14 protein-coding genes are annotated in these 20,424 nt (G+C 69.3%); 11 read left to right on the forward strand and 3 right to left on the reverse strand.

Translation table 11 applies throughout. The annotated features are described in order from the left end of the window. The first annotated feature begins 16 nt into the window (after window positions 1-16). From AC1EJR_RS07830 to pbpC, 3 genes are read left to right on the forward strand one after another with little or no spacing between them, the layout of a single operon-like run. Window positions 17-6,013, forward strand: coding sequence for an alpha-2-macroglobulin family protein (locus tag AC1EJR_RS07830; RefSeq protein WP_477146975.1), 5,997 nt, complete (start codon window positions 17-19; stop codon window positions 6,011-6,013). Further along, entirely contained in the window at window positions 6,010-6,723 is a 714-nt protein-coding gene (locus AC1EJR_RS07835) for a lysoplasmalogenase (protein ID WP_092290940.1), read from the forward strand. The genes AC1EJR_RS07830 and AC1EJR_RS07835 overlap by 4 nt, the downstream gene beginning before the upstream one ends. Before the next feature lie 2 nt (window positions 6,724-6,725). Continuing rightward, complete coding sequence (gene pbpC / locus AC1EJR_RS07840; protein WP_477112794.1) at window positions 6,726-8,930, forward strand: penicillin-binding protein 1C; 2,205 nt, start codon at window positions 6,726-6,728, stop codon at window positions 8,928-8,930. Here pbpC and AC1EJR_RS07845 read toward each other — a convergent pair. Next, window positions 8,927-9,853: a LysR family transcriptional regulator gene (locus AC1EJR_RS07845; protein WP_092290936.1), complete on the reverse strand. Its 927-nt coding sequence runs from the start codon at window positions 9,851-9,853 to the stop codon at window positions 8,927-8,929. The genes pbpC and AC1EJR_RS07845 overlap by 4 nt on opposite strands. An 87-nt stretch (window positions 9,854-9,940) precedes the next feature. Between AC1EJR_RS07845 and AC1EJR_RS07850 the strand changes: the two genes are divergently transcribed. The 3 genes from AC1EJR_RS07850 to AC1EJR_RS07860 all read left to right on the forward strand — a co-directional run bounded on the left by AC1EJR_RS07850 (window position 9,941) and on the right by AC1EJR_RS07860 (window position 12,955). Then, window positions 9,941-10,939, forward strand: a complete 999-nt coding sequence (locus AC1EJR_RS07850; protein WP_092290933.1) for an aldo/keto reductase — start codon at window positions 9,941-9,943, stop codon at window positions 10,937-10,939. A gap of 69 nt (window positions 10,940-11,008) precedes the next feature. Beyond that, on the forward strand, window positions 11,009-11,977 hold the full coding sequence (locus AC1EJR_RS07855) for a delta(1)-pyrroline-2-carboxylate reductase family protein (RefSeq protein WP_477112787.1): 969 nt from the start codon (window positions 11,009-11,011) through the stop codon (window positions 11,975-11,977). Between the two features lie 249 nt (window positions 11,978-12,226). After that, window positions 12,227-12,955, forward strand: coding sequence for an OmpW/AlkL family protein (locus AC1EJR_RS07860; RefSeq protein ID WP_092290929.1), 729 nt, complete (start codon window positions 12,227-12,229; stop codon window positions 12,953-12,955). Window positions 12,956-13,029: 74 nt separating this feature from the next. On the opposite strand, the gene AC1EJR_RS07865 is transcribed toward AC1EJR_RS07860, so the two are convergent. Further along, window positions 13,030-13,914, reverse strand: coding sequence for a hypothetical protein (locus tag AC1EJR_RS07865; protein ID WP_477112788.1), 885 nt, complete (start codon window positions 13,912-13,914; stop codon window positions 13,030-13,032). Between the two features lie 119 nt (window positions 13,915-14,033). Continuing rightward, the gene (locus AC1EJR_RS07870; protein ID WP_477112789.1) at window positions 14,034-14,231 is read right to left on the reverse strand and encodes a heavy-metal-associated domain-containing protein; all 198 of its coding nucleotides are present in this window, start codon (window positions 14,229-14,231) and stop codon (window positions 14,034-14,036) included. Window positions 14,232-14,392: 161 nt separating this feature from the next. Here AC1EJR_RS07870 and AC1EJR_RS07875 point away from each other — a divergent pair, with 161 nt between their 5' ends. From AC1EJR_RS07875 to AC1EJR_RS07895, 5 genes are all read left to right on the forward strand, one after another. After that, entirely contained in the window at window positions 14,393-16,651 is a 2,259-nt protein-coding gene (locus tag AC1EJR_RS07875; RefSeq protein ID WP_441591615.1) for a heavy metal translocating P-type ATPase, read from the forward strand. Continuing rightward, window positions 16,648-17,076 carry a Cu(I)-responsive transcriptional regulator gene (cueR, locus tag AC1EJR_RS07880; RefSeq protein WP_092290921.1) on the forward strand — a complete coding sequence of 143 codons (429 nt, stop codon included), beginning with the start codon at window positions 16,648-16,650 and terminating at the stop codon, window positions 17,074-17,076. The genes AC1EJR_RS07875 and cueR overlap by 4 nt, the downstream gene beginning before the upstream one ends. A gap of 166 nt (window positions 17,077-17,242) precedes the next feature. Then, entirely contained in the window at window positions 17,243-18,106 is an 864-nt protein-coding gene (locus AC1EJR_RS07885) for a lysophospholipase (protein WP_477112795.1), read from the forward strand. A gap of 90 nt (window positions 18,107-18,196) precedes the next feature. Further along, window positions 18,197-19,876 (forward strand): GMC family oxidoreductase, encoded by a 1,680-nt coding sequence (locus tag AC1EJR_RS07890; RefSeq protein ID WP_477112790.1) that lies wholly within the window; start codon window positions 18,197-18,199, stop codon window positions 19,874-19,876. 323 nt (window positions 19,877-20,199) lie between these two features. Further along, window positions 20,200-20,424: ATP-binding cassette domain-containing protein (locus AC1EJR_RS07895; RefSeq protein ID WP_477106200.1), on the forward strand; the 225-nt coding region annotated here is incomplete at its 3' end.

Genomic DNA, 20,424 nt, shown 5'->3' on the forward strand with positions numbered 1-20,424 from the left:
ATCCAACAAGGAAAGGATGATGGGGACGATTGTCACCTCGGGTCGCAGCGGCGGGTACGCCACCACGTTTGGGAGGCTGGCCGTGCTGGGCGCGGGACTGGCGCTGTGGGCCGGCGCCGGCGATGCGCACGCGGCGCAGATCGCGCGTTTCTCGCCCGAAGGGGTGGTGCCCCAGGTGCGCCAGGTGGCCATCCGGTTCGACGAGCCGATGGTGCCGATGGGCGACCTCAACGCCGCGCCACCCGCGGCGGTGTCCTGCACCGGCGGTGCGGCGGCCGGTAGCGGGCGCTGGGTCAACGCCACCAACTGGGTATTCGACTTCGAGCGTGACCTGCCGCCCGGCATGCGCTGCACGGTGCGCATTGCCGGCGGGCTCAAGAGCGTGGCTGGCAAGGCCTACGCGGGCAAGCCGGAATACCGGTTCGAGACCGGTGGGCCCACGGTGGTATCGGCCCGGCCTTCCGGCGGAGAGGTGGAGGAAGACCAGGTCTTCGTGCTGCGCTTTAACGGCGCGGCCACGGCCGGGTCGATCCGCGAACACGCGTGGTGCCAGGCCGAGGGCCTGGGCGAGCGCATTCCGGTACGGCTGCTGGCCGGCAAGGAACGCACGGACGTGATTGCGGCGGTCGGCTGGAACGAGATCGTCAAGCGGGAAGGGGAGGCGGTGCACCTGCTGGCCTGCCAGCAGAAGCTGCCCGCCGGCGCGCKGATGCAGCTCGTGCTCGATGCGGGCATCGCCACACCCTCCGGCATTGCCACCACGGCGCCGCGCCGCTTCGACTACACGGTGCGCGAAGCCTTCGCCGCCGGCTTCACCTGTGAGCGCGAACGGGCCGAGGCGCCCTGCACCCCGCTGCGGCCGATGACGGTGACCTTCACCGCCCCGATTCCGCGCAAGGTGGCCGAGCACATCGTCCTGAAAACCCCGTCCGGCCCGCGCGCGCCGGCCTTCGACCCGGACACGCCGCCGGACGCCCCGGTGGAGTCGGTCCGCTTCACCGCGCCGTTCCCGGAGCGCGCCAGCCTGACCATCGAGGCCCCGCGCGACATCAAGGACGACAGCGGCCGCCCGCTGACCAATGCGGACCTGTTCCCGATCAAGCTGACCACCGGCGCGCTGCCGCCGCTGGCCAAGTTCGCCGCCGCGCCGTTCGGCGTGGTGGAACGTTTCGCCGATGTGCCGCGCGGCAAGTCCCCGGCCGACTATCCGCCGCTGCTGCCCGTGACGCTGCGCAACGTGGAGGCCGACCTGCCCGCCACGTCCGTGCGCGCCCAGGCGGGCACTGTGGCGCGGCTCAAGGTCGATGACGACACGGCCATCCTGCGTTGGTTCGGCATGGTCAAGCGCATGCACGAGAACACGTGGACCAAGGAACAGATCGACGCGATCCGTGCCGGCCAGCCGCCGTACCGGGCCAAGAGCCCGCGCGACGCCCCGGCCATCGAGACGCGCGCGGTGCCATTGCTGCGCGGCGTGGCGGGCGCGCAGACGTTGGCGATTCCGAAATCGTCGGACACCTCGCCCCGACCCTTCGAGGTCGTCGGCATTCCGCTGCCCGAGCCGGGCTTCCACGTGGTGGAGATTGCCTCGCCGATGCTGGGCGCCGCGCTGCTCGGCAAGTCCGAGCCGATGTACGTGCGCACGGCGGCGCTGGTGACCAACCTCGGCGTCCATTTCAAGCTCGCGCGCGGCACTGCCGAGGGCGAGATGAGCGGACTGGCCTGGGTGACCGGCCTCGACGACGGCAAGCCCGTCGCCAACGCCCGCATCGCGGTGCGTAGCTGCGAGGGCGCCCTGCTGGGCGAAGGCACCACCGACGCCACCGGCGTCGCCCGCTTCGCCAAGCTGCCGGACCAGCGCTACCAGGACTGCGGCAACGGCATGGAGGGTTACTTCGTCTCCGCACGGATCGCCGCCGACCACCCGAAGGCGCGCGGCAAGGCCGACATGGCCTTCGTGATGTCGAACTGGAACCGTGGCATCGAGACGTGGCGCTTCAACGTGCCCACCGACATGAGCCCGAAGCAGACCGTGCGCGCGCACACCATCTTCGACCGCACGCTGCTGCGGCTGGGCGAGACGGTGTCGATGAAGCACCTGCTGCGCAGCGAGACGGCGCAGGGCTTTGCGCTGCCGGTATCGATGCCGGAGAAGGCCGTCGTCACGCATGACGGCAGCGGCCAGACCTATGAACTGCCGCTGGCCTGGCGTACCACGGCCACGGGCGGGCGCAGCGCCGAGAGCACCTTCCAGATCCCGCAGGCAGCCAAGCTGGGCGTCTACACCGTGGGGCTGGTCTATGTCGATGGCCGCACGCTCGACGGCGGCAGCTTCCGCGTCGAAGCATTCCGCCTGCCGGTACTGTCCGGTACGCTGAGCACGGCCAAGGACCCGAAAGCCAAGGGCAACGCGCTGGTCGCGCCGGGCGAGGTGCCGGTCGGCGTGGAAATCCACTATCTGAACGGCGGCGGCGCGGCCGGCCTGCCGGTGCGCCTGTCGGCGCTGCTGCGCGAGAAGCCGGTCAACTTCGCCGATTTCGACGAATTCTCGTTCCAGCCGCCGCGCGCGCAGGACGAGAAGGCCACCGTCGATGACGAAGACAGCGAGGACACATCCGGCGAAAGCCGCGAGAAGCTCGTCGCCGACAAGCTGCCCGTCACGCTGGACAAGGACGGCAACGGCAAGGTCACGGTCAAGGACATGCCGAAGATCACCACGCCGGGCGACCTCGTGCTGGAGGCCGGCTTTGCCGACCCGAATGGCGAGATCCAGACGCTGCGCCAGACCGTGCCGGTGTGGCCGGCCGCCGTGGTGGCGGGCATCCGCGCGGCCAACTGGGTATCGGTGAGCCAGAAGCTGTCGGTACAGGGCGTGGTGCTCGACACCCAGGGCAAGCCGGTGGCTGATACGCCGGTGCAGGTGAAGGCGCGCGCGCGCATCACCACGTCTGCCCGCCAGCGCGTGGTTGGCGGCTTCTATCGCTATGACAACCGTACCGAGAGCAAGGACCTGGGCGTGGTGTGCGAGTCGCGCACCGATGCGCAGKGCCGCATGCGCTGCGACGTGTCGCTGGCGCAGGCGGGGCAGGTGGAGCTGATCGCCAGTGCGCGCGATACGGACGGACGTGTCTCGCAGGCTTCCACCACGGTCTGGGTCACACGCCAGGGCGAACTCTGGTTCGGCGGCGAGAACCACGACCGCATGGACGTGCTGCCGGAGAAGCGCGCCTACGCGCCCGGCGATACCGCCGTGTTTCAGGTGCGCATGCCGTTCCGCCATGCCACGGCGCTGGTCGCCATCGAACGGGAAGGCATTCTCGAAACGCAGGTGGTGGAGCTGAACGGCACCGATCCCACGGTGCGGCTCAAGGTGAAGCCGGAATGGGGGCCGAACGTCTATGTGTCTGTGTTGAGCGTGCGCGGGCGCCTCCGCGACGTGCCGTGGTACTCGTTCTTCACCTGGGGCTGGCGCCAGCCGGTGGACTGGTGGCGCGCGTTCCGCAGCGAGGGGCGCGACTACGTGGCGCCATCGCCGCTGGTGGACCTGTCCAAGCCGGCGTTCCGGCTCGGGCTGGCCGAGATCCGCGTCGGCAATGAAGCCCATCGGCTCGACGTGACCGTGACGCCGGACAAGGCCACCTACCCGGTGCGCGGCAAGGCGCGCGTGGTGGTGCAGGTGAAGCTGCCCGACGGCAAGCCCGCCGCCAACGGCGAGGTGGCGCTGGCCGCCGTGGACCAGGCGCTGCTCGAACTGATGCCGAACACGAGCTGGAACCTGCTCGACGCGATGCTGCAACGGCGCAGCTATGGCGTKGAGACCTCGACCGCGCAGATGGAGATCATCGGCAGGCGCCATTACGGCCGCAAGGCCGTGCCGGCCGGCGGCGGCGGGGGCAAGAGTCCGACGCGCGAACTGTTCGACACGCTGCTGCTGTGGAACCCGCGCGTGCAGCTCGACGCCGAAGGGCGTGCCACGCTCGACGTGCCGCTCAACGACTCGCTGACGAGCTTCCGCATCGTCGCCGTGGCCGACCTCGGCGTGGGCCGTTTCGGGTCCGGCAGCGCCACCGTCGCCGCCACGCAGGATCTGCAGATGATTTCGGGCCTGCCGCTGCTGGTGCGCGAGGACGACAAGTATCGCGCCATGTTCACGCTGCGCAACACCACGCAACGGGCGATGACTGTGGAGGCCACCGCGCGCGCCACGCTCGTCGATGCCCAGACGCTGCCGGCGCAGACCGTGGAGTTGGCGGCCGGCGCCTCGCGCGAGATTGGCTGGGACGTGACCGCGCCGGCGCTGCTGGCCTACAGCCGCAGCGGCACGGCAATGTGGGAGGTGGCGGCGACCGAGAAGGGCGGTAGCAATGCGGCCGACCGGCTCAAGCTCTCGCAGCAGATCGTCCCGGCGGTGCCCGTCACCGCGCAGCAGGCGATGCTGGCGCAAATGACGCCGACGGTCTCGGTGCCGGTGCAGGCCCCGGCCGGCGCGCTGACCGATCCGTCCGGCAAGCTGCGCGGCGGCATGCAGGTGACGATGCAGTCGTCGCTGGCGGGCGGGATGCCTGGCGTACGCGAGTGGTTCCGCCACTATCCCTATAGCTGCCTCGAACAGCGCACGTCGAAGTCGCTCGGCCTGGGCGACACGGCGGCGTGGGATGCACTGATGGCGCAACTGCCGTCCTACCTCGACAGCAACGGCCTGGCCGCCTACTTCCCGCTGCAGAGCGATGCGAGCGCGGGCAGCGAGGTGCTGACGGCCTACCTGCTGTCCGTGGCCGATGAGGCCGCACGGGCCGGTCTGCCGATGCGCCTCCCCGAGGCGCAGCGCGCGCAGATGGAGCGTGGGCTGACGTCGTTCGTCGAAGGGCGCATCACGCCGCCGCGCTGGGCGCCGGCATCCGCGTCGATGGACCTCGACGTACGCAAGCTGGCCGCGCTCGAGGCACTCTCGCGCACCGGCCACGCCCAGGCGCGCATGCTCGGCAGCGTCCAGATCCTGCCCGCGCAGTGGCCCACCTCGGCGCTGATCGACTGGCTGGCGCTGCTCTCGCGCGTGACGGACATCCCCGAGCATGAAAAACGCCTCGCCGAAGCCCAGCAACTGCTGCGCAGCCGGCTCACGGTGCAGGGCACGCGGCTGGTGTTCTCGACCGAGCGCAGCGACGACTGGTGGTGGCTGATGGCCAACGGCGACGTCAACGCCGCCAAGCTGCTGGCGCTGGCCACGCAACTGCCGGGCTGGAAAGATGATGTGCCGCAACTGGTGACCGGCCTGCTGGGCCGCCAGACGCGCGGCGCGTGGGGCACCACCACGGCCAACGCCTGGGGCGTGCTGGCCGTGCAGCGCTACGCGCAGGCGTTTGAGAAGACACCGGTGGCCGGCGGCGCGCGCGTGACGCTGGGCGATGCCTCGCGCACGTTCGACTGGTCGGGCGCGACCAAGAAGGATGGCGTGGCGAGCGGCGCGGTGGAACTGCCGTGGCCCGCTGCCGGCACGACTGGCACCTTGCAGGTCGAGCAGCAGGGCTCGGGCCGTCCCTGGGCCACGGTGCGGGCGATGGCCGCCGTGCCGCTGCGCGATCCGGTGGCGGCGGGGTATCGCATCAAGCGCACCGTGACACCGGTGGAGCAGGCCGTGGCGGGCAAGTGGTCGCGCGGCGACTCCTATCGCGTGCGGCTCGAAGTGGACGCGCAGGCGGACATGACCTGGGTCGTGGTGAATGATCCGGTGCCGACCGGCGCCACCATCCTCGGCAGCGGGCTGGGCCGCGATTCGCAGATCGCCACGAGCGGCGAGAAGAAGTCGTCGGCGACCTTCACCGAACGCACGCCCGAGTCGTACCGCGAGTACTTCGGCTACTTGCCCAAGGGCAACGTGGCGGTGGAGTACACGGTGCGGCTCAACAACGCCGGCGAGTTCGCGCTGCCGCCCACGCGCGTGGAGGCGCTCTACGCACCCGACGTGTTCGGCGCCGCCCCCAACGCCAAGGTGACCGTGGGAGCGCGCCCATGAGCTGGCTCGCGATGCGGATGCCGCCGCGCGTGCGCGAGTGGTGGATCGCGGGCACGCTGGCCGCCGTGGTCTATGGCGTGCTGCTGCTCCAGGCGTCGATGGAGTTACCGCCCGGCACGCCGCTGACCGGCCAGATCGCCTACCAGCCGGCGTGGAAGACGGCGATGGCGATCATGCTGGCGCGCGCCGCATGGTTCCATCGCCCGCTTGGCGAGCGCCGCTGGCTGGTAGTGGCGCTCGTGTTCTCGGCGATCGGCGATTTCCTGCTCGCGCTGCCGGGCTTGAAGATCTCGTTCCTCGGCGGGCTCGGCGCCTTCCTGCTGGCGCACCTGGCCTACCTGCGCCTGTTCGTGCCGATGGCGCGTGATCTCCGGCCGCAGCGACTGCTGGGCTGCGGGCTGGTGATCGGTGCGGCGGGCGCGCTGCTCGGCCGCTTCTGGCCCAATCTTGGCGAGATGGCGCTGCCGGTCACGGTCTACATCGGCGCGCTGGCGGCCATGGCCTGCGCGGCGCTGTTGGCGCAGTTGCCAACGCCGCTCGCCGCGCTGGGCGCGCTGTGCTTCGTCGCCTCGGACGCGATGATCGGCATGGCCAGGTTCCTGTCCCCGTTCGATACCTACCAACTCGGCATCTGGTGGACCTACGCGCTGGCGCAGGTGCTGCTGGTGGCGGGGGTGGTGTCGGAGCGCGGGGAGGCCGGGGGACGATGACGATGCCGCGCCGCTTGTTTGCCCCACTCGTCCTGCTCGCGCTGGCCGCAGCCACGTCCTCGGCGGCGGCGGTGCCCGCCTTCCGCGACGTGCGCGACAACTGGCGCAGCGCCGACATCGTCGTGATGGATCGCCATGGCGAACCCGTGGCGCGCGTGCGGGACGACTTCCGCGCGCGGCGTGGCGACTGGGTGACGCTGGCCGACACCTCGCCGGCCCTGCGCACGGCCATCGTGCTGTCCGAGGACCGGCGCTTCTACGCGCACAGCGGCGTGGACTGGCAGGGGGTGGCCGCCGCCGCGTGGGCCAATATGTGGAACACGCGCACGCGCGGTGCCTCCACGCTGACCATGCAGCTGGCCGGTCTGCTCGATGAAGACCTGCGTGCCGCGCGCGGGCGCAGCTTCGGCCAGAAGGTAGGGCAGGCGGTCAGCGCCGCCTCGCTCGAACACGGCTGGAGCAAGGACCAGATCCTCGAGGCATACCTGAACCTCGTGCCGTTCCGGGGCGAACTGGTGGGGCTCTCGGCGATGTCGCAGACGCTGTTCGGCAAGGTGCCGAGCGGCCTGAATGCGCGCGAGGCGGCGCTTGCCGTGGCACTGGTGCGCGGCCCCAACGCCGCGCCGGGGCAGGTGTCGGTGCGCGCGTGCCGCATCCTGCGCGAGATGAAGCAGCCGCGCGAGTGCGACGGCCTGGATGGCTTCACGGCGCTGGCCCTGGCGAAGTCGGCCAGCGTGCCGGACGCGAGTTTCCGGACCAATCTGGCGCCGCACCTTGCGCGCGCCGTGATCGCCCATACGCGCGAGACGCTGCCGGCAGGGCGGCCGGTGCCGGCGCGCATCGCTTCCACGGTCGATGCCGAGGTGCAGCGCGTGGCCGTGGACAGCCTCTCGCGCCATCTGCGCGAACTGGCCGGGCGCAATGCCGAGGACGGCGCCGTGGTGGTCATCGACAATGCCAGCGGCGATGTGCTGGCCTATGTGGGCTCCTCAGGCGCGCTGTCGTCGGCCGCACAGGTCGATCACGCCGCCGCGCCGCGTCAGGCCGGCTCGACGCTGAAGCCGTTCCTGTACGCGCAGGCCATCGAGGAACGACGGCTGACGGCCGCGTCGCTGCTCGATGACCGTCCTGTCAACCTGCCGACCGGCGGCGGGCTCTACATTCCGCAGAATTACGATCATCGCTACGCGGGCTGGGTCAGCCTGCGCGCGGCGCTCGGCTCGTCACTGAACGTGCCGGCCGTGCGGACGCTGGTGATGGTCACGCCGCATCGCTTTCATCGGCGGCTGGTGGCGCTGGGCCTGCCGCTCACCGAATCGGGCGATTACTACGGCTACAGCCTCGCGCTGGGCAGCGCCGATGTGTCGCTGCTGTCGCTGACCAATGCCTATCGGAGTTTTGCGAACCAGGGCGCCTACGGCCCGGTGCGGATGACCGTGGACGGCGCGCCGGTGCCCCGCCAGCCCGTGATGAGTCCGGCGGCCAGCTATGTGATTGGCGATGTGCTGGCCGACCGCCACGCGCGGGCGCGAACCTTCGGCCTCGACACCCCGCTGACCACGCGCTTCTGGACCGCCGTGAAGACCGGCACCAGCAAGGACATGCGCGACAACTGGTGCATCGGCTGGTCGCAGCGCTACACGGTGGGCGTGTGGATCGGCAACGCCAGCGGCGCGAGCATGCACGATGTGTCGGGGGTCTCCGGCGCGGCGCCGGTGTGGCACGACGTGATGGCGGCGCTCCATCGGCAGTCGTCCAGCCGCGCGCCCGCGATGCCGGCCGGCGTGGAGCGGGTGCCGCTGACCTTCGCCGACAACCTCGAGCCGGCGCGCGAGGAAGTGTTCCTGGCCGGCACCGCCGTGACGCGCATCAACGTGGGCGCGGCGCCACCGTCGAGCGGCACGCCGGCCATCGCCAGTCCCAGGGATGGCACGATCTTCGCGCTCGATCCCGATATTCCGCCCGATGCGCAACGCGTCTGGTTCCATGCCGATGGGCTGACCGGGCAGACGGCGCGCGCGGTGAGCTGGCGCATCGACGGCAAGCCGCTCGGCAAGGGTGGGCAGCTGGCGTGGCTGCCGTGGCCGGGCCGGCATCGCGTGGAACTGGTCGATGCGGCGGGCAAGGTCGTCGATGACATCGGCATCGAGGTGCGCGGCGCCAGCGTGCGCGAGGCCGGGCCGCAGCGCACGTCGATGCGGCGCTAGGCCGTTGCCGGCAGGCCGCGCGCCTTGAGGAAATCGACGAATACGCGCAGCTTGGGCGGCATCAGCGCGCGGCTCGGGTAGTAGAGGTAGAAGCCCGAGAACGGCGGCGTCCAGTCTTCCAGCACGGTGACGAGCTGGCCTGCCGCCAGCGCGGCCTGGATGTGGTGCGGGAACTCGTAGATCAGGCCGAGCCCGGCCACCGCAGCCTGATGCAGCATGGTCTTGTCATTGGCGATCAGCGCGGCGCGCGTATCGACCGTGAACGGCCGCCCGCCGCGCGCGAACTCCCAGCGATACACCGAACCTATCGGCCCGAAGCGGTATTGCAGGCAGGCGTGCTGATGCAGTGCGTGCGGCGTCTGCGGCGTGCCGTGGCGGGCGAGGTAGTCGGGCGAGGCCGCCACGAACATCCGCAGCGGGCCGGTCACTGGAATCGCCACCATGTCCTGGTGGAGTGCCTCGCCCAGCCGCAGGCCGGCGTCGAAACCTTCGGCGATCAGGTCGACGAAGCGGTCGTCGGTGACCAGATCGACGCAGATCGACGGATAGGCGCGCATGAAGTCCGTCAGGATCGGCCGCAGCGCGATGACCACCGCCGAGTGCGAACTGGTCAGCCGCAGCGTGCCGACCGGGGTGTCGCGCTGGGCGCGGGCGTCCTCGGTGGCCGCCTGGATCTCGGCCAGCGCCGGCGCCACGCGGGCCAGCAGTGCCGCGCCGGCCTCGGTCAGGCCGACATGGCGCGTGGTCCGCTGCAGCAGCCGCACACCCAGCCGGTCTTCCAGGTGCCGGATGGTCTGGGAGACCGCCGAGGGGCTGACGCCCAGCGCGCCGGCAGCGGCCGTGAAGCTGCCAAGCCGCGCCACGCAGGCGAAGGCGGCCAGCGAGGGCAGGGAATCAGGATCGATTGTGAAGTCGGGCTTCATGATGCTTGCAGCGTAGCATGCTGTTTCCGATCGCGCGGGATGGGGATACTGGGCGCCAGTTTCCAACCCCGTCACAAGGAGTCTCACATGACCGCAATGCGCAAACTGGGCCGGGTCGGCCCCGACGTCTTCCCGCTGGGCCTCGGCTGCATGGGCATGAGCGACTTCTACGGTGCGCACGACGACGCCGAGTCGATCCGCACGATCCACCATGCCATCGAGCGCGGCGTGAACCTGCTCGACACGGCCGACATCTACGGCCCGCACACCAATGAGCAGTTGCTTGGCCGCGCGCTGGCCGGCGGGCGGCGCGACAAGGTGGTGCTGGCGACCAAGTTCGGCATGGTGCGCGACCCGGCCAATCCGGCGGCGCGCGGCGTGAACGGGCGGCCCGAGTACGTGCGTGCCGCCTGCGATGCCAGCCTGAAGCGGCTGGGCCTCGACACCATCGATCTCTATTACCAGCATCGCGTGGACCCGACCGTGCCGATCGAGGACACCGTCGGCGCGATGGCCGAACTGGTCCAGGCGGGCAAGGTGCGCTGGATTGGGCTGTCAGAGGCGGGCGCGGAGACCATCGAACGCGCCCACGCGGTGCATCCACTCACCGCGCTGCAGACCGAGTACTCGCTGTGGACGCGTGACGTGGACGAAAACGGCATCTACGCCACGTGCGAGCGGCTCGGCATCGGCTTCGTGCCGTACAGCCCGCTCGGGCGCGGCTTCCTGACCGGGGCCATCCGCACGCCAGACGACTTCGATGCGGACGACTATCGCAAGACCAATCCGCGCTTTATCGGCGAGAACTTCGCCCGCAACCTGGCGCTGGTGGACAAGGTCCGTGCGCTGGCCGATGCCCGCGGCTGCACGCCGGCTCAACTGGCGCTGGCCTGGGTGCTGGCGCGCGGCGAGCATGTGGTGCCGATTCCGGGCACGCGCCGCATCGCCAATCTCGATGACAACCTTGGTGCGCTCGATGTGCGGCTCGGAGCGCAGGATCTTGCCGACATCGAGGCCGTATTCCCGGCCGGCGCAGCGGCGGGTACGCGCTACGCGGCGGCGGTGATGGGGATGCTGTCGCGCTGATCCCGGGGGCGCGGCATGGGGGACAATGGCGGATTGCCTTCGGCCCACCTGTCACCCATCCGTCGCCCGATGCCCAACGCCTTCGTCCCACTCGACGCCGCCGCCACGGCGGCCCGCCTGCCGTATCCCGAACTGGCCCAGGCCATCGCCGCCATGCTCGCTGAACTGCGGGATGGCAGCGCGATGGCGCCGCCGCGCATCGCGCTGCCCGTGGGCGACGCCGCGAGCGGCGCCGGGACGCTGCTGGTCATGCCTGCGCGCAACCGCGACCTGGTGATGACCAAGAACATCACCGTCCATCCCGACAACCCCCGGCGCGGCCTGCCGACCATCCTCGGCGAAGTGCTGGTCGCCAATGCGCACACGGGCGAGCGGATCGCCATGCTAGATGGCCCCACGGTCACGGGGCGGCGCACGGCGGCGGTCACGCTGCTGGCGGCGCAGTCGTTCGCGCCCGAGCCCGATGGCGAGCTGCTGATCGTCGGCGCCGGCGTGCAGGCGCAGACCCACCTCGAGGCCTTCGTGGCCGGCCTGCCGGTACGGCGGGTCTGGCTGCAGTCGCGCACGCGCGACAAGGCCGAGGCGCTGGCCACCCAGGCGCGCGCCCTCGGCGTGGAAGCGAGGGTGATCGACGATGTGGCCGAGGCACTTCCACATGTGTCGATGGTCGTCACGGTGACGTCGAGCCGCACGGCGGTGCTGCCCGACCTCGACAGTGGGTTGTGGACAGATCGGCACTTCGTCGCAGGCGTCGGCGCATTCCGCCCCGATATGTGCGAGCTGCCGCCCGTGCTCTGCCAGACCGCCTCCGCCCGAGGCAGGCTGCTGGCCGACACCCTGTTCGGCATCGAGGACGAGGCGGGCGACCTGCTCCAGGCCGGCATCGACTGGGCCACGGTCCAGCCGTTCGAAACCGCCATTCTCGATGCCGACGCTCTGCGCGCCCGCACCGGCTGCCCGCTGGTCTTCAAGAGCGTGGGCTACGCGCTCTGGGACCTCGCTGCCTGCGTGCTGGCGAGCCGGAGTGACGCCGGCTGACCTTCGTCCTCAGCGGAAAAACCACGCTGTTCGAATGGATTATCGTTTTGTGAACAGAACCGTTGCGCGAAAGCCGCGTTTTGAGGCGAATTCGACCTCGATTTGTGCGAGGTTCTTGGGTTAACCCTGCCTTTAGGGCAATTCTTCTACCTCCCGGTATCACGTTTGAAACAGCTTGCCGTCCGTGAGACGGATAATGCGTGCCAGCAGTGAGTTGAGACAGAACGAGGATGAGGAGTAAGAGGAATCATGAAGAACACCTATAAGAAGATGCTCGTGGCCGCCGCCGCAATGACGCTGGCGGGCGTGGCACAAGCACAATCCGCGGGCAGCAATATCGTCAGCCTGGGCTGGTTCCGGGTGATGCCGCAGGGCCACTCGGAATTCCTGACGATCGACTCGGTCGCGGGCCGTCCCACCGGTGGCCTGCAGCGCCAGAACACGGGCGCCACGATCGACTCGGCCGACACGGTCGGCCTGGCGTTCAGCCACTTCTTCACGGACAACATCTCCACGGAATTCGTGGCCGGCATTCCGCCGGAGCACGACGTGAGCGGTGACCGTGGCTACGAGAAGTACGGCAAGCTCGGCAAGGTGCGCCAGTGGAGCCCGGCCATCGTCGCCAAGTGGCACTTCTTCGACGCCAAGACGAAGTTCCGCCCGTACGTGGGCATCGGCGTGAACTACACGTGGTTCACGGGCGAAACGGTCACCAACCAGACCTTCGTGCAGAGCGAATTCGGCCCGGGCTCGACCATGACCGCCTCGGCCAAGCCGTCGTGGAACCCGGTGTTCAACGTCGGCGCCAACTATGCCGTGACCGACAACTGGTTCGTCGGCCTGTCGGTGTCCTACGTACCGATCTCGACCACTGCCAACTTCACCACCACGCTGGCCAACGGCGCGCAGGTGCAGTCGCACACCAAGATCAAGATCGACCCGATCGTTACCTTCCTGAATGTGGGGTATCGGTTCTGATCGGTTTGATCCGGACGTGATGTGACAAGAAGGGCACCCTAGGGTGCCCTTTTTTCATGGTTCGCGCGATACCGTCAGGAACTGAACCTGAACAAGAGCCGTGAACCGAGGGTGCCGTCAGGATTGAGGGTCCGCCATTTCCCCTCATGCAGGACCAGAGGGCGACGGCCAAACGTTCGGAATCTACTGAAACTTGCGCCCTGGACATCCTGTGCGGCGGCATTGACCAGGCGATATTCCAGCGGTCCACCGCGACGCCGCCTCAAGACCAGAGAGCCGTCTTCATAACGGAAAACGATGGTGCCGTCGATATTCGCGGCGGTCGGAAGCAGCAGACCTTCGGGACCGGCAAGTTCCTTGCGGTATATCCGACTCTTTTCCGCCGTGTCGGTGAATGCGAAGCTGGAGTATTCCTTGAAATACTCAGCCGGACATTTGCCGAAAACGTCGAGCGGCATGGGTGTGCGGAGCAGCGGCCGGAAACCCATGCTGTAGAGCATGCAGGTTTTGGCCTGCAGCTCCGTTGTTTTCCACAGCATCAGACCGGGGCGCAGGGAAACGAAGAAGTCGTGCAGGACCTCGATCCTGTCAAACGGCGGGACATCGACGGGCTCGCCGGACAAGGTGAAGAGCTGCATGCGCACCTTCGTTGCCAGCAGGTAGGCCGGGACAGGGGGCGCCACGGCGGGGCTGGGGTGCCTTGCCTGAATGATCTCGACGGCCTTCCAATTAGGCCGCAGTATCTCGCGCCGCGTCGACGGGTCCCTGACACCGTAAGAGCCTGATCTGGCCCTGACCACTGCCACGCGTCCTTCCCACTCTTGCATCGAGGAATAGGGGAGGTTTGGGGCCGACACATAGCGTGTCGGCAATTCATCAGGCTCCTGCGGAGAGGCGGTGGCCCCGTTGGACAGCGTAAAAGTGCCGATGAGAACGAGCAGGCATCGCAACGGTTTCATATCGATGGATCGCGGTCGAGGAAGCTTGGACCGCGGAATCTATATGACGGGTTGCGCTCCGGCTATGGCCATACGCTGAAATTGCGATGATTCAGGCGCAACACAAAATGGCGCCAGATTCACTCCGCCTTCACCGGATACCCCGCCCCCTCGATCGCCTGCCGCAGCGCCTGTCGACCCGCGCCCGATTCCACCTTCACCGCCTGCGTCGGCACATCGGCCGTGACGCGTGCCGCAGGATCAACGGCCTGCACGGCCTGGGTGATGGCGCGGACGCAATGGTTGCAGGACATGCCTTCGACTTGGAACTGGATCATCTTGGAACTCCGGGATTAATGACGATAGCCTGCAGTGTGAACCTTCCCACCATGGGAAGCGCAAGCGCTTTCCGCGTCGCGCAAAGACCTTGACCTTCCAATCATGGTAGGGTTCACAGTGCAGTCATCGCTATCGATGGCTCCCGTGGAGTTTTCCTGTCATGTCCAGTACCCCCGCCCTGATCGCCGCCGAAGGGCCGCGCGACACCATCGACCTGAACATCGCCGACATGACCTGCGCGTCATGCGTGGGCCGGGTGGAGCGTGCGTTGCGCGCGGTGCCCGGCGTCGAGGATGCCCAGGTCAACCTCGCTACMGAGCGCGCCGCCGTCACCGTGCAGCGTGGCGCCGTGGATGCGGCGGCGCTGGCCGATGCCGTCACGCGCGCCGGCTATGCGGCCACGCCGGTTCCGGCGGACGAGGCATCGGTGTCGGCGGAGGCGGGGCATGCCGATTTCTGGTCCGGCCCGTGGCCCGTGGCGATCTCCGCCGCGCTGTCCGTGCCGCTGGTGGCGCCGATGGTGCTCGAGTGGTTCGGCATCCACGCGATGCTGCCCGGGTGGGTCCAGTGGCTGCTGGCTACGCCGGTGCAGTTCGTGTTCGGCTGGCGCTTCTACAAGGCCGGCTGGAAGGCCGTGCGCGCCGGGGCCGGCAATATGGACCTGCTCGTGGCGCTCGGCACGTCCGCCGCGTATGGGCTGTCACTGTGGCAGATGGCGATGGCGCACGACGTCATGCCGCACCTCTACTTCGAGAGCGCCGCCGTGGTCATCACGCTGGTGCGGCTCGGCAAGTGGCTGGAGACGCGCGCCAAGCGTCAGACCGCCGCCGCCATCCGCGCGCTGGCCGCGCTGCGGCCGGATACCGCACAGGTGCGTCGGCACGGCGTGGAAGCCACCGTGCCGCTGGCCGCCGTGCGCGTGGGCGACGAAGTCATCGTGCGTCCCGGCGAACGTATTCCGGTGGATGCCGAGGTGATCGAAGGCAGCAGCCATGTCGATGAATCGATGCTGACCGGCGAGTCCGTGCCGGTGCCGAAGCGCGCCGGGGATCGCCTCACCGGTGGCGCGATCAATGCCGAAGGGCTGCTGGTGGCGCGCACCGTGGCGGTGGGCGCGGAGACCGTGCTGGCGCGCATCATCCGCATGGTGGAGCACGCGCAGGCCGCGAAGGCGCCGATCCAGCGGCTGGTGGATCAGGTCAGCGCGGTGTTTGTGCCGGTGGTGCTGGCGCTGGCGGCGGCCACGCTGCTCGGCTGGGGGCTGGTGGGCGGCGACTGGACCGCCGCGATGCTCAACGCGGTGGCCGTGCTCGTCATCGCCTGCCCGTGCGCGCTGGGGCTGGCCACGCCGACCGCGATCATGGCCGGCACGGGCGCCGGCGCGCGCGCGGGCATCCTGATCAAGGATGCGGAGGCGTTGGAGGTGGCGCATCGCGTGTCGGTGGTCGCCTTCGACAAGACTGGCACGCTCACCGTCGGCAAGCCCGATGTGGTGGCGCTGATCGCCACCGATGGGGACGAAGCCGCGCTGCTGGCGCGCCTGGCGGCGCTGCAGTCCGGCAGCGAGCATCCGCTGGCCCGTGCCGTGCTGGCGGCTGCCGCCGCGCGTGGTATCGCGCCCCTGCCGGCGAGCGAGGTGCGTGCGCTGCCGGGGCGTGGCATCGCCGGGGTGGTCGATGGCCAGCCGCTGCAACTGGGCAGCGAGGCGTTGCGCGCCAGCCTGCACGCCGACGCCGGTCCGCTCCAGGCCGAAGCCGAGCGGCTGCGCGCCGAGGGCCGCACGGTGTCCTGGCTGATGGCGGACGGACGCGTGGCGGGTCTCGTCGCGTTCGGCGATGCCGTGAAGCCGGGCGCCGCACCGGCCATCGCACGGCTCCGCGCGGCGGGCATCCGGACCGTGATGCTGACCGGCGACAACCCCGGCGCCGCCGCGCAGGTCGCCCGCGCGCTCGGTCTGGACGAGTTCCAGGCCGAGGTGCTGCCCGAGGACAAGGCCGCGCGCGTGACCGCGCTCAAGCGCGACGGCGCCGCCGTGGTGGCGATGGTCGGCGACGGCATCAACGACGCCCCCGCGCTGGCCGCCGCCGATGTGGGCATCGCCATGTCCACCGGCACCGATGTGGCGATGCACGCCGCCGGCATCACGCTGATGCGCGGCGACCCCGCGCTGGTGGCCGATGCGCTCGCCGTGTCGCACCGCACCGTGCGCAAGATTCGGCAGAATTTGTTCTGGGCGTTCATCTACAACGTGATCGGCATTCCGCTTGCCGCCGCCGGCTTGCTGAACCCGGTGGTCGCGGGCGCGGCCATGGCGTTTTCGAGCGTGAGCGTGGTCGGCAATGCGCTCTTGCTGCGCCGCTGGCATCCGGCGGGTGCTGGGGCGGCGAGTGCCCGATCGACTGATGAGGAATCACGATGAATATCGGAGAAGCCGCAGCGGCCTCTGGCGTCACGGCCAAGATGATCCGCCACTATGAATCGATCGGCCTGGTGGACGCGCCGCCGCGTTCCGAGGGCGGCTACCGGCGCTACGACGACCGCGCGGTGCACACCTTGCGCTTCGTGCGGCGGGCCCGTAATCTGGGATTCTCGCTCGACGAGATTCGCGGGCTGCTGTCGCTCTGGCACGACCGCGCGCGGGCCAGCGCGGACGTCAAGGCGCTGACCCTGAAGCACGTGGCGGATCTCGAAGTGCGCATTGCCGAACTGGCTGCAATGCGAGACACGCTGCGTGCGCTGGCCGAGTCATGCAGCGGCGACGATCGCCCCGACTGCCCGATCCTGGCGGACATGGCGAGCGCCGCCGGCGAGGATTCCAAGGATTGTGCGAGCTGTCACCGCTGACCGCGCGCCGCAAGCATTCCCACAAGAAGAAGCAGGCGTACCAATCAGGAGACCAGCGATGGACGAACCTCTCATCGGCACGGACGACGTGGGCGGCGTGGACGAACGGCCCGGCACCGAAGCCGCCGCCCGCCCCAGCATCGCCCCAGCCGAGACCCGCCAGCGCATGCGCGACGGCACCGAGCTGCTGGTGCGCACCTGGCTGCCCGATCCGAACCGCTACCCCGAGCCGCTCGGCACGCTGCTGTTGGTACACGGGCTGGCCGAGCACAGCGGGCGCTACCCGCATGTGGCGGCGCTGCTGTGCGGGCTCGGCCTGCGCGTGCGCGCCTATGATCATCGCGGCCATGGCGCCAGCGGCGGCCCGCGCATGGCCGTGCCGCACGCGGACACCTATGTGGATGACCTCGCCGAGATCCACGACGCCACCGTGCGCCAGTGGAACGAATTGCCGATCGTGCTCGGCCACAGCATGGGCGGGCTCGTGGCGGCGCGGCTGGCCACGGCACGCGTGCGGCCGATTCGCGCGTTGATCCTGTCCTCGCCGGCACTGGCGCTGCGCATCTCCAGCGGCATGATGACCGTGCACCGGCTGCTGCTGGCGCTGGCGCCACAACTGCGCGTGCCGAATCCGATCGACGCGCGGCAGCTGTCGCACGACCCCGAGGTGGCGCGCGCCTATCGCACCGATCCATTGGTGCAGGGCACCATCAGCGCCGGCGTGCTGGAGACGTTCCTCCACGGCATGGCCCAGGCGCAGGCCGACGCGCCCCGGCTCGAGGCGCCCACGCTGATGCTGGTGGGCGGCGCGGACCGGATCGTCGATGCCGCCGGCAGCCGGACCTTCCACGACAACGCGCCCGAGGACCTGCGCGAGATGGTCTGGTTCGGCAACGGTTATCACGAGATCTTCAACGAGGCCGAGCCGCTGCGCAGCGAGGTGTTCGCGGCGCTCTCCGGCTGGCTGCGGGCGCATCTGGGGGCGGCACCCGTGGCGGGGACGGGTGCGGGGGCTCAGGCAAAGCCCTGACGGCGGCAGGGTCCGAGTCGTGCGATGATCCGTGGCATTCCGATAATAAAACCGATGTGCCGGGGCGCATTGAAGGACTAGCCAGGGACTATGGAGACGTACGACTACATCATCGTGGGCGCCGGTTCGGCCGGCTGCGTGCTGGCCAACCGCCTGACGCAGGACGCCGACGTCAACGTGCTGCTGCTGGAGGCGGGCGGCAAGGACGACTATCACTGGATTCATATTCCGGTGGGCTACCTGTACTGCATCGGCAACCCGCGCACGGACTGGATGTACCGCACCGTGGCGGAGCCGGGGCTCAATGGCCGCTCGCTCGGCTACCCGCGCGGGCGCGTGCTCGGCGGCAGCTCGTCCATCAACGGCATGATCTATATGCGCGGCCAGCGCGAGGACTATGACGAGTGGGCGCGCATCGCCGGCGACGACGGCTGGCGCTGGGACAACGTCCTGCCGCTGTTCCGGCGCAGCGAAGACCACTATCGCGGCGCCAACGCCTTCCACGGCGCGGGCGGCGAATGGCGCGTGGAGGCCCAGCGGCTGCGCTGGGACATCCTCGAGCGCTTTATCGACGCGGCCGAGCAGGCCGGCATCCCCCGTACCGACGACTTCAACCGTGGCGACAACTTCGGCGTCGGCTATTTCGAGGTCAACCAGCGGCGCGGCATTCGCTGGAACACGGCCAAGGCCTTCCTGCGACGCGCCTCGGACCGGCCCAACCTGACCATCGTCACCGGGGCGCAGGTCAGCGCGCTGACCTTCGACGGCCCCGACGGGCGCCGGTGCACCGGCGTGCAGTTCGTCGGCGGCGGGGAGAACCGCGAGGCACGCGTCACCGAGGAAGTGATCCTGGCCTCGGGTGCGATCAATTCGCCCCAGCTGCTGGAGCTGTCCGGCATCGGCCAGCCGGAGCGGCTGCAGTCGCTCGGTATCCGCGTGCGGCAGGCGCTGCCGGGCGTGGGCGAGAACCTGCAGGATCACCTGCAGCTGCGCGCGGTGATGAAGGTGGATGGCGTGCGCACGCTGAACACGCGCGTGGCGCGCTGGTGGGGCAAGCTCGGCATCGGCCTCCAGTACGCGTTCAACCAGAGCGGGCCGATGAGCATGGCGCCGTCGCAACTCGGCGCGTTCGCGCGCAGCGACCCCAGCTACACACGGCCGAACCTCGAATACCACGTGCAGCCGCTGTCGCTCGACAAGTTCGGCGATCCGCTCCACGCCTTCAACGCCTTCACGGCCAGCGTGTGCAACCTGCGGCCCAGCTCGCGCGGCAGCGTACATATAGAAGACGCCGATTTCCGGCGCGCACCGGCCATCGCCCCCAACTACCTCGCCACCGAGGAGGACCGCAAGGTGGCGGCCGATTCGCTGCGCCTGACGCGGCGCATCGTCGCCTCCCCGGCGCTGGCGCCGTACCAGCCCCAGGAATGGCTGCCCGGCGCCGCTTTCGAGACGGACGAGCAGTTGGCCGAGGCTGCTGGCGCCATCGGCACGACCATTTTCCACCCGGTGGGCACCTGTCGCATGGGCACCGCCGACGATCCGGACGCCGTGGTGGACAACCGCCTGCGCGTGCGGGGCATCGCCGGCCTGCGCGTGGTGGATGCGTCCGTCATGCCGCTGATCACGTCGGGGAATACCAACTCGCCGACGATCATGATCGCCGAGCGCGCCAGCGACATGATCCGCGAGGATCGCAAGCTGCGCGCCAGTGGCGCCGCCGTGGTGCAGGTGCTTGCTGACACGCCTTCGGGTATTCCCGTGGCGTGATGTGCCGGGTCGGCAGCGGGAGCCCCCAACCCGCCGCCAACCCGCGCCAGCGTTGACCAGACAAGGCGAAACATGACGACTCCTGCATGTCTTATGCCTAGTGCAAACCCCGATGTTTTGCGACGCAGCAGACGCACACAATAGTCGCCGGTATACGGTGCTCCCGCCTGCACTTCAGGGCGGTTGAGCCACCCGGATATCGCGGCAGCCGCGCCGCTTCCAGACACCTATAACGCGGCAAACATGGCGACAAAGCCGGAGTTCGAACCATTGTCAGTGCCGGGCACAACCCGGTATCGCAGCAAGAGGGCGGGCAGGAGACTATGACTCAGGAAATCATCCTGGAAACAAAGAACCTCACGAAGGAATTCAAGGGGTTCACGGCGGTTAGCGACGTCAACCTGCAGGTGCGACGCGGCTCGATCCACGCATTGATCGGCCCCAACGGCGCGGGCAAGACGACCTGCTTCAACCTGCTCACCAAGTTCCTGGAGCCGACCACCGGCACCATCCTTTTCAACGGCATCGACATCACCCGCGAGAAACCG

It is taken from the genome of Cupriavidus sp. 05T42 (assembly GCF_056396345.1).

Bases quoted from the DNA above. Each gene is read 5' to 3' on its own strand.
- AC1EJR_RS07865 (WP_477112788.1), bottom strand. From the start codon at position 13,914: ATGAAACCGTTGCGATGCCTGCTCGTTCTCATCGGCACTTTTACGCTG.
- AC1EJR_RS07850 (WP_092290933.1), top strand. From the start codon at position 9,941: ATGACCGCAATGCGCAAACTGGGCCGGGTCGGCCCCGACGTCTTCCCG.
- AC1EJR_RS07870 (WP_477112789.1), bottom strand. From the start codon at position 14,231: ATGATCCAGTTCCAAGTCGAAGGCATGTCCTGCAACCATTGCGTCCGC.
- AC1EJR_RS07845 (WP_092290936.1), bottom strand. From the start codon at position 9,853: ATGAAGCCCGACTTCACAATCGATCCTGATTCCCTGCCCTCGCTGGCC.
- AC1EJR_RS07890 (WP_477112790.1), top strand. From the start codon at position 18,197: ATGGAGACGTACGACTACATCATCGTGGGCGCCGGTTCGGCCGGCTGC.
- AC1EJR_RS07835 (WP_092290940.1), top strand. From the start codon at position 6,010: ATGAGCTGGCTCGCGATGCGGATGCCGCCGCGCGTGCGCGAGTGGTGG.
- cueR (WP_092290921.1), top strand. From the start codon at position 16,648: ATGAATATCGGAGAAGCCGCAGCGGCCTCTGGCGTCACGGCCAAGATG.
- pbpC (WP_477112794.1), top strand. From the start codon at position 6,726: ATGCCGCGCCGCTTGTTTGCCCCACTCGTCCTGCTCGCGCTGGCCGCA.
- AC1EJR_RS07885 (WP_477112795.1), top strand. From the start codon at position 17,243: ATGCGCGACGGCACCGAGCTGCTGGTGCGCACCTGGCTGCCCGATCCG.
- AC1EJR_RS07855 (WP_477112787.1), top strand. From the start codon at position 11,009: ATGCCCAACGCCTTCGTCCCACTCGACGCCGCCGCCACGGCGGCCCGC.
- AC1EJR_RS07860 (WP_092290929.1), top strand. From the start codon at position 12,227: ATGAAGAACACCTATAAGAAGATGCTCGTGGCCGCCGCCGCAATGACG.